General features: G+C 69.2%; 14 protein-coding genes and 1 tRNA gene. 4 read left to right on the top strand and 11 right to left on the bottom strand.

The genetic code is table 11. From position 1 onward, the window contains the following. Positions 1-390 carry an ester cyclase gene (locus BLR68_RS12090; RefSeq protein WP_018186643.1) on the top strand — a complete coding sequence of 130 codons (390 nt, stop codon included), beginning with the start codon at positions 1-3 and terminating at the stop codon, positions 388-390. Positions 391-393: 3 nt separating this feature from the next. Here BLR68_RS12090 and BLR68_RS12085 read toward each other — a convergent pair whose 3' ends face one another. The 7 genes from BLR68_RS12085 to dusB form a co-directional block, all read right to left on the bottom strand. Beyond that, positions 394-1,179 carry a DUF4328 domain-containing protein gene (locus tag BLR68_RS12085; RefSeq protein ID WP_018186642.1) on the bottom strand — a complete coding sequence of 262 codons (786 nt, stop codon included), beginning with the start codon at positions 1,177-1,179 and terminating at the stop codon, positions 394-396. Between the two features lie 83 nt (positions 1,180-1,262). Next, positions 1,263-1,517 (bottom strand): hypothetical protein, encoded by a 255-nt coding sequence (locus BLR68_RS12080; RefSeq protein ID WP_018186641.1) that lies wholly within the window; start codon positions 1,515-1,517, stop codon positions 1,263-1,265. A gap of 103 nt (positions 1,518-1,620) precedes the next feature. Further along, positions 1,621-1,696 (bottom strand) — tRNA-Asn (locus tag BLR68_RS12075). A gap of 61 nt (positions 1,697-1,757) precedes the next feature. Continuing rightward, positions 1,758-2,525 (bottom strand): ATP-binding cassette domain-containing protein, encoded by a 768-nt coding sequence (locus tag BLR68_RS12070; protein ID WP_026302846.1) that lies wholly within the window; start codon positions 2,523-2,525, stop codon positions 1,758-1,760. Between the two features lie 71 nt (positions 2,526-2,596). Beyond that, complete coding sequence (dnaG, locus tag BLR68_RS12065; RefSeq protein ID WP_018186639.1) at positions 2,597-4,447, bottom strand: DNA primase; 1,851 nt, start codon at positions 4,445-4,447, stop codon at positions 2,597-2,599. Continuing rightward, positions 4,447-5,844, bottom strand: coding sequence for a deoxyguanosinetriphosphate triphosphohydrolase (locus BLR68_RS12060; protein WP_231370896.1), 1,398 nt, complete (start codon positions 5,842-5,844; stop codon positions 4,447-4,449). Before BLR68_RS12060 ends, dnaG begins: the two co-directional genes overlap by 1 nt. Beyond that, positions 5,816-6,976: a tRNA dihydrouridine synthase DusB gene (dusB, locus tag BLR68_RS12055; protein ID WP_026302844.1), complete on the bottom strand. Its 1,161-nt coding sequence runs from the start codon at positions 6,974-6,976 to the stop codon at positions 5,816-5,818. Before dusB ends, BLR68_RS12060 begins: the two co-directional genes overlap by 29 nt. A 63-nt stretch (positions 6,977-7,039) precedes the next feature. Between dusB and BLR68_RS12050 the strand changes: the two genes are divergently transcribed. Beyond that, positions 7,040-7,534: a glutathione peroxidase gene (locus BLR68_RS12050; RefSeq protein WP_018186636.1), complete on the top strand. Its 495-nt coding sequence runs from the start codon at positions 7,040-7,042 to the stop codon at positions 7,532-7,534. Positions 7,535-7,601: 67 nt separating this feature from the next. On the opposite strand, the gene BLR68_RS12045 is transcribed toward BLR68_RS12050, so the two are convergent. Continuing rightward, positions 7,602-8,279, bottom strand: a complete 678-nt coding sequence (locus BLR68_RS12045) for a DsbA family oxidoreductase (protein ID WP_018186635.1) — start codon at positions 8,277-8,279, stop codon at positions 7,602-7,604. Positions 8,280-8,339: 60 nt separating this feature from the next. On the opposite strand from BLR68_RS12045, the gene BLR68_RS12040 reads away from it, so the two are divergent. Beyond that, complete coding sequence (locus BLR68_RS12040) at positions 8,340-8,903, top strand: P-loop NTPase family protein (RefSeq protein ID WP_018186634.1); 564 nt, start codon at positions 8,340-8,342, stop codon at positions 8,901-8,903. 3 nt (positions 8,904-8,906) lie between these two features. On the opposite strand, the gene BLR68_RS12035 is transcribed toward BLR68_RS12040, so the two are convergent. Continuing rightward, positions 8,907-9,713, bottom strand: coding sequence for an isoprenyl transferase (locus BLR68_RS12035; protein WP_018186633.1), 807 nt, complete (start codon positions 9,711-9,713; stop codon positions 8,907-8,909). After that, positions 9,710-10,438 carry a DNA repair protein RecO gene (recO, locus tag BLR68_RS12030; protein ID WP_018186632.1) on the bottom strand — a complete coding sequence of 243 codons (729 nt, stop codon included), beginning with the start codon at positions 10,436-10,438 and terminating at the stop codon, positions 9,710-9,712. Before recO ends, BLR68_RS12035 begins: the two co-directional genes overlap by 4 nt. A 35-nt stretch (positions 10,439-10,473) precedes the next feature. Between recO and BLR68_RS12025 the strand changes: the two genes are divergently transcribed. Continuing rightward, positions 10,474-11,160, top strand: a complete 687-nt coding sequence (locus BLR68_RS12025; RefSeq protein WP_018186631.1) for a trimeric intracellular cation channel family protein — start codon at positions 10,474-10,476, stop codon at positions 11,158-11,160. Between the two features lie 34 nt (positions 11,161-11,194). Here the strand turns inward: BLR68_RS12025 and leuA are convergent, their stop codons facing one another. Then, positions 11,195-12,955, bottom strand: coding sequence for a 2-isopropylmalate synthase (gene leuA, locus BLR68_RS12020; RefSeq protein ID WP_018186630.1), 1,761 nt, complete (start codon positions 12,953-12,955; stop codon positions 11,195-11,197). Positions 12,956-13,106 lie beyond the last annotated feature (151 nt).

The raw sequence follows: 13,106 nt of genomic DNA, 5'->3' as shown, positions 1-13,106 counted from the left end.
GTGGAACCGTGGGAGCTGCACGGGTGGTTCGAGGAGTATCTCGACGCGTGCAACCGACATGATCTGACGGAGGTCCGCGGGTTCCTCGACCCCGCGGTCCGCCGCGCACACCTGCCGGCAGGAGCAGACGCCTGGATCGACGATCTCGCCGACCTGTTCCACGGCTTCCCGGACTGGCGGTGGAAGACGATCCAACTCGTCGCCGAGGACGACCGCATCGCTGCTCACCTCCGCGGCAGCGGGACGCATACCGGACCGTGGCGCGGCATCCCTGCCACCCGTCGCCACGTCAACGCGGCGGAGTTCCGGTTCCTCCGGCTCGACAAAGGCCGGATCGTCGCCTCGAGCGGCTCCGACGACACGGACGTGGAGGCTCAGCTCACCGCGTGAGCGTCAGCGCCCTGCCGGGTCCATGGCGTCGGTCGCGCGGGTGAGGATCACGATGGCAAGCGGAACGGCGGCAATGGAGAGGAGCTCCCCCAACAGCGACGTGGACATCACGGCAGGGTAGTCTGCGAGGGTCTCGGCGTTCCACGACAGCCTGCCGGAAAGTGACACGAACGCCGTCGAAGCGATCCAGAGGCCCCACCAGGTGCCCAGGATCGCTCGAGTCAGGCTCGCACGCGAAGCCACCACGAGGTCCTTCACGTTCTGGAACGGGAACCACCACGCGATCACGGGGATGAGCCAGGACACGACGTGCCACACCGGTGTGCGACGAGTGGCGGTCGGGGTGATCGCGCGGACGCGCACCGCGGCACGGTACTGCCAGACGACCCAGCAGATTCCCGTCGCCAGCATCAGCCCCGCCGACGCCAAGGAGATCGGCGCGGACAGCGTGTCGTAGAGCTCCAGGTCCGACAGCGGCGCGGCTCCTCGGGTGAAGCCGTCGACGGCGACGAGTCCCCAGGCCTCGACGAGGACGGTGAGGAACGAGACGACCGCCCCGACGATGAGGAGGATGCGGGTGGCTCCGGCGATGCCGCGGAGGGGGCGGATGACCTGCGGTGCGGACACCGGGTAGCCGGCCGGCTGCCCCGGGGCGGCCCCCCCGGGCGCCGGCCACGCCGCAACAGCCGGCGGCGGCGCCGTCCACTCCGTGCCGTCCCAGTAGCGCAGCTCGTTGCCCGCATGCGGCGCCGGGTACCATCCGGCAGGCGCGCTCGTACGATCCGTCATCGTGATCCCCCCACGTGTTCTGAAATCCGCTCTGCACACTATCGGGTCCGCGCTCGTGCCGTGCGTCCGAGCACCCCCGATGCTCACCGAGGCGGCGTGGCAGCCGATCCTTCGTCGCGAGCCTGGCGGCGGTAGCGCGCCTCGCGCGCCGCGACGTGGATGCCGAGGCCCGAAACTCCGAGCGCGAGGGCGAGTGCGAGCCCGAAGAAGGCGACGTCGTTGCCCGCGCCGTACTGGACCGCCGCCCAGAACAGCAGGATGACCGCGGCGAAGCCGACCAGCGCTCCCACACGTTCACCCCAGGTCCAGGCCGACCAGCCTGCGTTCCCCGTGTCCATGCGATCAGCATGGGGCCACAAGGGCGCCGCGGCAAGAGAAATCCGTTGCTCGCAAAGTTCGGGAATGACGAAACCCCCGGGTATCCGGGGGTTTCGGTCAGAGTGGCTCCCCGGCTTGGACTCGAACCAAGAACCTATCGGTTAACAGCCGATTGCTCTGCCAATTGAGCTACCGAGGATCAGTCACCCGGAACCGGGCAACCACACAATCGTAGCAAAGCCCGAGGGGTGTTCGTGACATCAGCCGCCGATGCGTGTCGCCTCGTCGGGGGTCCACAGCACGTCGTCGAGGTGCCGGCCGACACCGACCGGGTGACCTGCTCGCAGGACGAGCACCTGCGCTGCGAGGTCGGTCACGAGCTCGCGCTCGTTGGTGACCACGAGCAGCGCCATGCCGTCCTCGATCCTGCGCAGGAGTGCGTCGCGCACCGCGGGACGGACATCCACGTCGAGGTTGGCATAGGGCTCGTCGGCGATGAGGACCTGCGGATCGAGGACGAGGCTCCGCGCGATCGCCACCCGCTGACGCATACCCGAGCTGAGCTCGTACGGGTACTTCTCCGATGCGCCGATGGGCAGCTGCAACTCGTCGAGCAGCGCGGCGACGCGGAGCGCGAGCGCGCGCTCGTTGACCTTCCGATCGCGCCCCGTGATCGGCTCGGCGACGATCTCGGAGATGGTGAGGCGGGAGGGAAGCGACGAGTTGACGCCCTGCGCGAGATGGCCGGTGCGGTACCCGCGGATGCGGCGGGCACGACCCCGCGCACGCAGCGAGATCCCGGCGACCTCGCCGGTGCCCCCCACGATGCGAAGATCGCGCTGATCGGCCCCCGCCAGACAGGACGCCAGACTCGACTTCCCGGAGCCCGTTGCTCCCATGACAGCGAGGGTCTCACCTGGCATCAACCGGATCGACACGCCGTCGACGACGCGTGTGTCGGCTGACGCACGAGCGATCGACAGGTCCGAACAGAAGATCGCGGCATCCGGATCGTTCACTCGAGGCATGCGATCCATCCTCACCTCTCCGAGCCGGGGATGCCAGTCGTCGAGGTCGATGCGCTGATCATCGGCGCCGATCAGATCGAGTCGGCCAGGGTCCGTCGTCGCTGATCGAGGTCCCGCAGCGCGACGCGGACCGCGCGACCTTCCTCGGACTCGGCCGACACCCGCTGAACCGCCCCGAGGAGTTCGGCCTTCTCGCGATCCATCGCGCGCAGCCGCAACCGCTGGCACATGGCTCGTGCGGACGCCTTCGCCTCGATCTCCGTGAGCGCGGGAAACGACGACGTCAGGAGCTCAGCAGCGAGCCCGCGGTACGGCTCCCGTGTCGCGTCGACCGCCGCCGTCGACCAGCCGACGCGCGACCGATCCGGCTGAGCGGTGACCGCCTGGCGCACCGCTTCGAGAGCGGGGTGCTCCATCGGGATCTGAAGCGCGGCATCCACCTCGGCGGCATCCAGGACGTGCCCGTACTGCAGCACCCCCATGAGCGCGTCTCGCTCGAGAGTCACGCTCGCGGTCCGCGGCAACGTCGCCATCGTCACCCGCACCGGCGCGGAACCCTCCTCCGGTGACTGGGCAGCCGCTGGGCCGCGCTCGCGCGGTGCGTGATTGCCCCGCGCGGCCCGCTCGACCGCCGGCGTCACCTCGCCCAGATCCATCCCCAGCTTGCGGGCGAGGACCCGGGTGTACCCCGGCCTCAGCGACGAGTCGCGGATCTCGGCAACGATCGGTGCCGCCGCACGCAGAGCACCCACACGACCCTCGACACTCCGCAGGTCGAAGCCCGCCAACTTCTGATCGATGACGAACTCGAACATGGGGGCCTTGGCGTCCATGAGCGCACGCACGGCGCCATCGCCGCGATTCAGCCGCAGGTCGCAGGGATCGAGACCATCGGGCGCGACGGCCACGTACGTCTGGGCGGAGAACCTCTTCTCATCGGCGAAGGCGCGCAGTGCCGCCTTCTGACCTGCCGCATCGGGGTCGAAGGTGAAGATCACCTCGCCCGCCGCGCTGTCGTCGCCCATCACGCGACGGAGGACGGTGATGTGGTCGGATCCGAACGCCGTTCCGCAGGTGGCGATCGCCGTCGTGATGCCGGCGAGATGGCATGCCATGACGTCCGTGTATCCCTCGACGACGACGACGCGGTGAGACCGCGACACGTCCTTCTTCGCGAGGTCGAGGCCGTACAGGACCTGCGCCTTCTTGTAGATCGGCGTCTCGGGGGTGTTCAGGTACTTCGGTCCCTGGTCGTCGTCGTAGAGCTTGCGCGCACCGAAGCCGATCGTCTGGCCGGTGAGGTCACGGATGGGCCAGACCACGCGTCCGCGGAAGCGGTCGTAGACACCGCGCTGCCCCTGCGAGACGAGGCCCGCCGTGGTGAGCTCTTCATCCGTGAACCCCTGTGCGCGCAGTGCGTCGCGCATGTTGTTCCAGCCCTTCGGCGCGTACCCGACCCCGAAGTGCGCCGCAGCACCGGCGTCGAAGCCGCGCTCGCCGAGGAATCGACGCCCGGCATCCGCTTCGGCCGTCGCCAACTGTCCACGGAAGTACTCCGCGGCGGCGGTGTTCGCTTGGTAGAGCCGCGTGCGACCGCTCGTCTCGGGGGCGGCGCCGCCGTCCTCGTAGTGCAGCTGGTAGCCGATCCGCCCCGCGAGGCGTTCGACCGCCTCGGTGAACGACAGGTGGTCCATCGCCCGCAGGAACGAGTACACATCGCCCGACTCGCCGCATCCGAAGCAGTGGTAGTACCCCGCCTGCGGACGGACGTTGAAGCTCGGGCTCCGCTCGTCATGGAACGGGCAGAGCCCCTTCATCGACCCGACACCGGCGGACTTCAGGGCGACCCGCTCGCCGACGATGTCGACGATGTTGGTGCGGGCCTTCACCTCGTCGACGTCGGCTTGACGGATGCGGGCCATCAGAGGCCCTCGATCGGTTCGGGGAGCGCGAAGCCGGGGTTCGCGACCGCCCGCGATCCCGCCGGCCACAGTCCGAGCTCCCGCAGGTCGACGGGCCCCACGAGGGCGGAATGCCATTCGATCGCGAAGCGGTCCGTCAAGGTCGCGACCTGGTCGACCACGACGCGCTTGCGCTCGGCATCCGTCTGCGCCGCGGCGAAGTCGACGGCGTGCACGCGGTCGAGGTGCTCGGGGCGCTCGAGGAGCGCCGACGCGAGCCGCTTCAGCACGCGACGCTGCTCCTTGTAGAGACCCTTCCGACCGTCGATCGACACGACGAAGGCGCCGATCGTCCCCTTGAGGACCGCCATCTCGGCCTCGATGACGCGCGGCACGATCATGCGCCCCCGGTACCGCGTCAACGCCGGGGTGTCGTAGTGCTCACGCGTCGCGGCGGTCGCCGCGCGCGCGAAGCGTCCGATGAAGTCCGACGTCAGGTTCTTCAGCCGCGCGACCGAGGCGCGCGTCCCGTCGAACTCCGTCATCCACTCGGGCAGCCGCACCAGCCGGTACATCGCGTCCGCCAACTCGTCCCGGCTGAAGCCGAGGCCCACCCACGACTGGATCGCCGTGAGGAGCGATTCGCGCTCGCGACTGTCCGCGAGGCGCCGGGGGTCGAGGTAACCGTTGAGCACCGCGTCCTCGAAATCGTGGACCGAGTAGGCGATGTCGTCGGAGAGGTCCATGACCTCGGCCTCGATGCACCGCACCCGGCCGGGGGCACCCTGCCGCATCCAGTGGAAGATGGCCTCGTCCTCGGCGTACACGCCGAACTTCTGCCGCCCACCCGGGTCGGGGATCGCGTGATCGGCCGTCCACGGGTACTTGCACGTCGCGTCGAGACTCGCCCGCGTCAAGTTGAGCCCGAAGCTCTCACCGTCGTCGTCGACGACCTTCGGCTCGAGCCGGGCGAGGATGCGCAGCGACTGCGCGTTGCCCTCGAAACCGCCGATGTCCTCGGCCCACTCGTTGAGCGCACGCTCACCGTTGTGGCCGAAGGGCGGATGCCCGAGGTCGTGGCTCAGGCAGGCCGTGTCGACCACGTCGGGCGAGAGCTCGAGCGCGATCGCGAGCTCTCGACCGACCTGCGCCACCTCCAGCGAGTGCGTCAGCCTGTTGCGGGCGAAGTCGTCGGGACTCGCGGGGCTCAGCACCTGGGTCTTGGCTGCCAGGCGACGGAACCCCGCGGAGTGCAGCACCCGCGCCCGGTCACGCGCGAACCCGTCGCGGAGGGAACGGTGCTTCTCGGGATGGAACCGCTCGGCGTCGTGGTCGTCGTAGCCCGTGGGACGTCCGGCGGCGATGCCCACGCTCGCGCCGGTCACCGCCTCAGCCGCCACTGGTGTCGAGCTCCGCATCGGCGAGGGCGGTGGATGCCGCGTGGCCGATCTCGCGCGAGTCCAGCCAGCCGTCGGGCAGAGCGGGCCGCTTGGGCGTTCCCGCACGCCCGCGCTGCCCCTCGGCGGCCGCGCCGGGGTACGGCGCCTCGAGGTCGAGGGTCGCGAGCAGTTCGTCGATCTCCTCGAGGCTCGAGACCGTCGCGAGCTTGGCGCGGAGGTCACCGCCCACCGGGTACCCCTTGAAGTACCAAGCGACGTGCTTGCGGATGTCGCGGCAGCCGCGGTCCTCGCTCTCGAAGAACTCCACCAGGAGTTCCGCGTGGCGTCGGAACGCGGCCGCGACGAACCCGAGCGTCGCGTCGACCGGATCGGCGGCGTGGCCGGTGCCGAGTTCGCGCGCGAGGTCACCGAAGAGCCAGGGGCGGCCGAGGCATCCGCGTCCGACGACGACGCCGTCGCAGCCGGTCTCGGCCATCATGCGGCGGGCGTCCTCCGCCGACCAGATGTCGCCGTTGCCGAGGACGGGGACACTCGTCACCGTCTCCTTCAGCTTCGTGATCGCGGACCAGTCGGCGTGCCCCGAGTAGAACTCGGACGCCGTCCGTGCGTGCAACGCGACGGCGGCGACACCGGCGCCCTCGGCGATCCGGCCGGCCTCGAGGTAGGTGAGGTGGTCGGAGTCGATGCCCTTGCGCATCTTCACCGTCAGCGGGACCGAACCCGCGGCCTTGGCGGCGCGCTCGACGATCTCGCGGAACAGCTCCGTCTTCCAGGGCAGGGCCGCGCCTCCGCCCTTGCGAGTGACCTTCGGGACCGGGCACCCGAAGTTCAGGTCGACGTGATCGGCGTGATCCTCTTCGACGATGATCCGGACGGCCGCCTCGACGGTGGCCGGGTCGACGCCGTAGAGCTGGATCGACCGCGGGGTCTCGGACTCGTGGTGGCGGATCAGGCGCATGGTCGTGGCGTTCCGCTCGACGAGCGCGCGAGTGGTGATCATCTCGCTCACGTAGAGGCCGGCACCGTACTCGCGGCACAGACGTCGGAAGGCGGTGTTGGTGATGCCCGCCATGGGCGCCAGCACGACGGGCGCGTCGAGGGTGATGGGCCCGATGCGCAGTGGCGCGGGCGGAGCGAGGGTCGTGGACATATCCTTCACATTCTCCCAGACGGCGAGCGCATCGGGCATCTGCGCGAGTCCTATCGTGGAGACATGACCGAAACCTCCTCGCTGCGAGAGATCCCGTTCACCACCGCAGACGGGAAGGAGGCGACACTCGGCGACTTCGGCGACAAGGCGTTCCTCATCGTGAACGTCGCATCCAAGTGCGGACTGGCTCCCCAGTACGAGCAGCTCGAGGAGCTGCAGAAGCAGTACGGCGACCAGGGCCTGCAGGTCATCGGCTTCCCCTGCAACCAGTTCATGGGCCAGGAGCCCGGGTCGATGGACGAGATCCTCGACTACTGCGCCGTCAACTGGGGCATCACGTTCCCCATCATGGACAAGGTGCGCGTCAACGGATCGCACGCCGCCCCGCTCTATAAGGCGCTGAAGAAGTCCCCGAACGCCGAGCGCGCCAAGGGACCAGTCATGTGGAACTTCGAGAAGTTCCTCGTGACACGCGACGGTGAGCTGCACCGCTTCCGCCCGCAAACCAAGCCCAACGAGCCCGAGGTGATCTCGGCGATCGAGAAGGCCCTCGCCTGAGACCTCGCACGAACGATGAAGGCCGCAGCCCCGATCCGGGATGCGGCCTTCATCGTGGGAGAAGAGCTCAGCTCGCGGCGGGCTCCTCGGCGCGCTCAGCCCACACCTGGCGGGCGATCTGCGCGAACGCTGCGGCGGGCTGGGCGCCGCTCACGCCGTACTTGCCGTCGATGACGAAGAACGGAACGCCCTGGATGCCGTAGGCCTGGGCCTGAGCCTGGTCGGCGCGCACCGCCTCGAGATACCGCCCCGACTCGAGCGCGTCGCGCGTCTGGTCGGTGTCGAGGCCCACGTCACCGGCGAGCGCGACGAGGTCGTCGATGTTGCCGACGTGACGGCCCTCGGTGAAGTAGGCCGACATGAGACGCTCGGTCGCCTCCTTCTGGAGGCCCTGCTCTTTCGCGAAGTGCAGCAGCTCGTGGGCCTTCACGGTGTTGGTGTGCTTGAGGATGTCGAACCGATAGCCGAGTCCGGCGTCGGCGGCGACACCGGTCACGCGGTCGAGCATCTGCTGCACCTGATCAGCCGGCATCCCCTTGTACTCCGAGAGGAAGTCGATCTCGGTTCCGTCGAAATCGACGGGGGTGTCCGGGGACAGCTCGTACGAGTGGAAGGTCACCTCTACGCGGGGGGCGTCGGCGTCCGTCGCCGTCTCCGCCAGCCCGGTCTCGAGGTTCCGCTTACCGATGTAGCACCACGGGCAGGCGATATCGCTCCACACGTCGATCTTGATGGGTTCCGTCACATCCCGTGCAACGCCACCTGGCCCTCGCGGTATTCCCTCCGCCGCTCCTAGGCTGGCGGGATGCTGTCGGCCGACACCCCGCTCCCGTTCCGCCCGCAGCGCGTCGTGATCGCCGGCACCACCGGCGTCGGGAAGTCGACTCTGGCACGGCAGCTGGCCGAGCTGTGGGGCCTCGAGTACACCGAGCTGGACGCGCTCTTCCACGGACCGGGGTGGACGACGCGACCCGAGTTCCTGAGCGACGTCCGCCGCGTCGCCGACGGCGACCGGTGGGTGTCGGAGTGGAACTACTTCGGGTCCGGCGGCGGACAGATCCTCGGCGAGCGCGCCGACCTCGCCGTGTGGCTCGACCTGCCGCGTCGGGTCGCCCGCGCGCGGCTGCTCCGCCGCACGTTGCGCCGCCGCATCCGTCGCGAGCGACTCTGGAACGGCAACGTCGAGCCGCCGCTGTGGACGGTCTTCCGCGACCCCGGTCACATCCTCCGGTGGGAGATGCGCACGCACCGCACATGGAAGACGCGGATGCCGGTGGTCGCCGCCGAGTACGACCTGCCCGTCGTGCGTCTCACGCACCCCCGCGACGTGGATCGTTGGCTCGCGGGGCCCGCTGCCGACGTCCGCTGACCGTCAGGACGCGGTCGGCGCGTCCTTCGCCCCGCCGAACCGGCGGTCGCGGGAGAGGTACAGCTCGATCGCTCCCCACAGGTCCGTGCGGGAGAAGTCCGGCCACAGCGTGTCGAGGAACACCATCTCGGCGTAGGCCGCCTCCCACAGCAGGAAGTTCGACGTCCGCTGCTCCCCGCTGGAACGTACGAACAGGTCGACGTCAGGCATGTCGGGGACGTACAGGTGCCGGCGGAGCGTCTTCTCGGTGATCGCCGACGGCTTCAGCTTCCCCCGGGCGATCTCCTCCCCCATGGCGCGCATCGCATCGACGATCTCGTGACGTCCGCCGTAGTTCACGCACATCGTGAGGGTCAGTCCCGTGTTGCCGGACGTGAGCTGTTCGGCGTACTGGAGCTCCTTGATGACCGACCCCCACAGCCGGGGCTTCCGGCCCGCCCAGCGGATGCGGACGTTCCACTCGTTGAGCTGGTCGCGACGACGGTGCAGCACATCGCGGTTGTACCCCATGAGGAAACGCACCTCCTCGGGTGAGCGCGCCCAGTTCTCGGTCGAGAAGGCGTACACACTCAGGTGCTTCACCCCGGCCTGGACCGCACCGGCCACGACGTCGAGGAGGACCTCCTCCCCCGCGCGGTGCCCCTCGATCCGCGTGAGACCGCGGCGGTTGGCCCAGCGGCCGTTGCCGTCCATGACGATCGCGACGTGAGCCGGGACCGAGCCCTTCGGGAACTCCGGCGGGTACACGCCGGTCCAGTCGAGCGGGCGGTAGGGCACCGCGTCGCGATGCGTGTACGGCTTGGGACTCACCGAGGCGCCTCCAGGTGGGACAGGGAACGGATGCCTCGTTCAGTGTGCCACTGCGCATACGCCGCGATGAGACCGGAGGATGCCGCGGTGGCGCCGCCCGATGCGGCATCCACCACATCCCACTCCCCCGCCAGGAGCGCACGCAGGAGGTCGGAGGTCTCCGCGCTCACCCGAGGCGACCCCGCCGGCGCGCACGCGGAGCAGACGATGCCGCCCAGCTGCGCGACGAACCAGTCGTGCGGTCCGGGCGCACCGCACCGCGCGCATTCCTGCAGCGACGGCGCCCAGCCGGAGAGGGACATGACGCGGAGGAGGTAGGAATCGAGGACCGATCTCGGTGCGTGATCGCCTCGCGCCAGAGCGCGGAGCCCCCCGACGAGCAGCAGGTACTGCTGCGGCGTCGTCTCGGCCTCGTTGAGCCGGTCGGCCGTCTCGGACATCGCCGACGCCGCCGTGTACCGGTCGTAGTCGGTCGCGATGTCGGCACCGTAGGCGCCCAGGGACTCCGCCTGCTGCACGATGTCGAGCGAGCGGCCCTTGTACATCTGGACGTCGGCCACCATGAACGGCTCGAGCCGCGCGCCGAACTTCGAAGACGTGCGGCGGACGCCCTTCGCCACCGCGCGGACCTTGCCATGACGACGGCTGAGCATCGTCAGGATGCGGTCGGCCTCACCCAGCTTGTGGGTGCGCAGGATCACGACCTCGTCACGGTAGGTGGGCACCCATCGATTATCCCGTGACCAGGCACAATGAAGGCGTGACCGAGCCGCAGTTCCTCATCCCCCTCTGGGCAGACCTCACCGCCGTCGGCCTCGGCGGCGTGCAGGGAGCCCTGTTCGCCTCGGGGTTCCAGGGGCAGCGTCGTCTCGATCTGCTCGGGGTCGCCATCATCGGCGTCGTCATGGGTCTGGGCGGCGGCATGATCCGCGACCTGCTGCTCAGCACCACACCCGTCGCCCTCCAGAGCGACGGCTACCTGATCACCGTCACCGCGGCGGCGCTGATCGGGATGCTGCTCGCCAACGTGTTCCAGCGCCTCAACGCGGTCATCGTGGGCCTCGACGCCGTCGCGATCGGGATGTTCGGCGCCCTGGGGACGACGAAGGCGCTCGCCCTCGGCCTCCCTCCGATCCCGTCGATCTTCGTGGGCGCCTGTGCCGCCGTCGGCGGAGGACTCCTCCGCGACGTGTTCATGGGACTCCCCGTCGCCATGATGCACGTCGGGTCGCTCTACGCCGTCGCCGCCGCGGTCGGATGCGCCGTCCTCGCCGTCCTCGACACCCTCGGGGTCTCGGCGGTGCCCGCCGCGATCACGTGCATCGCCGTGACCGCCGTCATCCGCGTGCTCGCCGTGGTCTTCGACATCTCGCTGCCCGAGCAACGGGCCCTCTACCGCAGGAAGGTCGCCGTCGAGACCTCGACGATCCCGATCATCAAGCCGTGACCGGGCGCCCCTCGGCGGCGACCTCCTGCAAGAGTCAGACGCCCGCCAGTTCGCCCTCGTGGGTGCGGCTGCGGATCGCCCGGTTCACGGCCGACACGATCGCCTTCAGGCTCGCGGTCGAGATGTCGCCGTCGATGCCGACGCCCCACAGGCGCTGATCCTCCACCTGCAGCTCGACGTACGCGGCCGCGTGAGCGTCGCCGCCGGCACCGAGCGTGTGCTCGACGTAGTCGTAGAGCGAGATCTCGAAACCGCGCTCGCCGAGGACCTTCAGGAACGCCGCGATCGGACCGTTCCCCGCCCCGGCCGCCGCGACATGCTCGTCGCCGTCGCGGAGGGTGACGTCGAGCGTGACATCACCGGACATGTCGCTCTGGGTGCGCGTGGACAGGAGCTCGAAGCGGCCCCACTTGTCGTCGGCCGCGCGGGCGGGCAGGTACTCGTCCGAGAAGATCGACCAGATCTGACCGCTGGAGACCTCGCCGCCCTCGGCATCCGTCTTCGCCTGGACGACGCCGGAGAACTCGATCTGGAGCTTGCGCGGCAGGTCGAGGGAGTGGTCCGTCTTCAGCAGGTAGGCGACGCCGCCCTTGCCGGACTGCGAGTTGACGCGGATGACGGCCTCGTAGGACCGTCCCAGGTCCTTCGGGTCGATGGGCAGGTACGGGACCGCCCACTCGATCTCGTCGACCGAAACGCCCGCGGCCTTCGCACGGGCCTCCATCGCCTCGAAGCCCTTCTTGATGGCGTCCTGGTGCGACCCGCTGAAGGCGGTGAAGACCAGATCGCCGGCCCAGGGGCTGCGCTCGGGGACGGGCAGCTGGTTGCAGTACTCCGCGGTCCGCTTGACGTGGTCGATGTCGCTGAAGTCGATCTGAGGGTCGATCCCCTGCGTCAGCAGGTTGATCCCCAGGGCGACCAGGTCGACGTTGCCGGTGCGCTCGCCGTTGCCGAACAGGCAGCCCTCGATGCGGTCCGCGCCGGCCATGTAGCCGAGCTCCGCCGCGGCGATCGCGGTGCCGCGGTCGTTGTGCGGGTGCAGCGACAGGATGACGTTCTCGCGGTGCGCCAGGTGACGGCTCATCCACTCGATCGAGTCGGCGTACACGTTCGGCGTCGCCATCTCGACCGTCGCCGGCAGGTTGATGATGACCTTGCGGTCGGGGGTGGGCTCGAACACCTCGATCACCTGGTTGCAGACGTCGACGGCGAACTCGAGCTCGGTGCCCGTGTAGCTCTCGGGCGAGTACTCGTAGTAGACGGCCGTCTCGGGGATCGTCTTCTCGTACTGGCGGCACAGGCGCGCACCCTCGAGAGCGATGTCGATGATGCCCTGCTGGTCGGTGCGGAACACGACCTCGCGCTGCAGAACGCTCGTGGAGTTATAGAGGTGCACGATGGCCTGCTTGGCGCCGGCGATCGACTCGTACGTGCGCTTGATGAGGTGCTCGCGGGCCTGCGTCAGCACCTGGATCGTGACGTCCTCGGGGATGACGTCGTCCTCGATGAGCTGGCGGACGAAGTCGAAGTCCGTCTGGCTCGCGGAGGGGAAGCCGACCTCGATCTCCTTGTAGCCCATCTTCACGAGCAGTTCGAACATGACGCGCTTGCGCTCGGGGCTCATCGGGTCGATGAGGGCCTGGTTGCCGTCGCGCAGGTCGACCGCGCACCAGCGGGGCGCGACCTCGATGCGGTTGCCGGGCCACGTGCGGTCGGGCAGGTCTACACGGATCTGCTCGTGGTACGGGCGGTACTTGTGGATCGGGGCGCCCGAGGGCTTCTGGTGGTTTCGCATGATGGGGCTTCTTCTCTCGTCACTGGTGCGGACCCACGACAACCTCCGCGACGAGTTGGTCCTAGATCGAGGACTCGTCGCGGCGACGAAGAAGGAGGCCGCAGAAGCGCATACCGACACGTTACACCCCGCTCGCGCCGCTCGACATTCT

This window comes from Microbacterium sp. 77mftsu3.1 (assembly GCF_900100525.1).
In the GTDB taxonomy this organism is placed as follows: domain Bacteria; phylum Actinomycetota; class Actinomycetes; order Actinomycetales; family Microbacteriaceae; genus Microbacterium; species Microbacterium aquilitoris.
The sequence above is the reverse complement of the archived record's forward strand: the minus strand, read 5'-3'. Positions and strand labels throughout refer to the sequence as shown.

Excerpts from the sequence above, each read along its gene's own strand:
- BLR68_RS12085 (WP_018186642.1), bottom strand. The coding sequence starts at position 1,179 with ATGACGGATCGTACGAGCGCGCCTGCCGGATGGTACCCGGCGCCGCAT.
- BLR68_RS12080 (WP_018186641.1), bottom strand. The coding sequence starts at position 1,517 with ATGGACACGGGGAACGCAGGCTGGTCGGCCTGGACCTGGGGTGAACGT.
- BLR68_RS12070 (WP_026302846.1), bottom strand. The coding sequence starts at position 2,525 with ATGCCTCGAGTGAACGATCCGGATGCCGCGATCTTCTGTTCGGACCTG.
- dnaG (WP_018186639.1), bottom strand. The coding sequence starts at position 4,447 with ATGGCCCGCATCCGTCAAGCCGACGTCGACGAGGTGAAGGCCCGCACC.
- BLR68_RS12060 (WP_231370896.1), bottom strand. The coding sequence starts at position 5,844 with ATGCGGAGCTCGACACCAGTGGCGGCTGAGGCGGTGACCGGCGCGAGC.
- dusB (WP_026302844.1), bottom strand. The coding sequence starts at position 6,976 with ATGTCCACGACCCTCGCTCCGCCCGCGCCACTGCGCATCGGGCCCATC.
- BLR68_RS12050 (WP_018186636.1), top strand. The coding sequence starts at position 7,040 with ATGACCGAAACCTCCTCGCTGCGAGAGATCCCGTTCACCACCGCAGAC.
- BLR68_RS12040 (WP_018186634.1), top strand. The coding sequence starts at position 8,340 with ATGCTGTCGGCCGACACCCCGCTCCCGTTCCGCCCGCAGCGCGTCGTG.
- leuA (WP_018186630.1), bottom strand. The coding sequence starts at position 12,955 with ATGCGAAACCACCAGAAGCCCTCGGGCGCCCCGATCCACAAGTACCGC.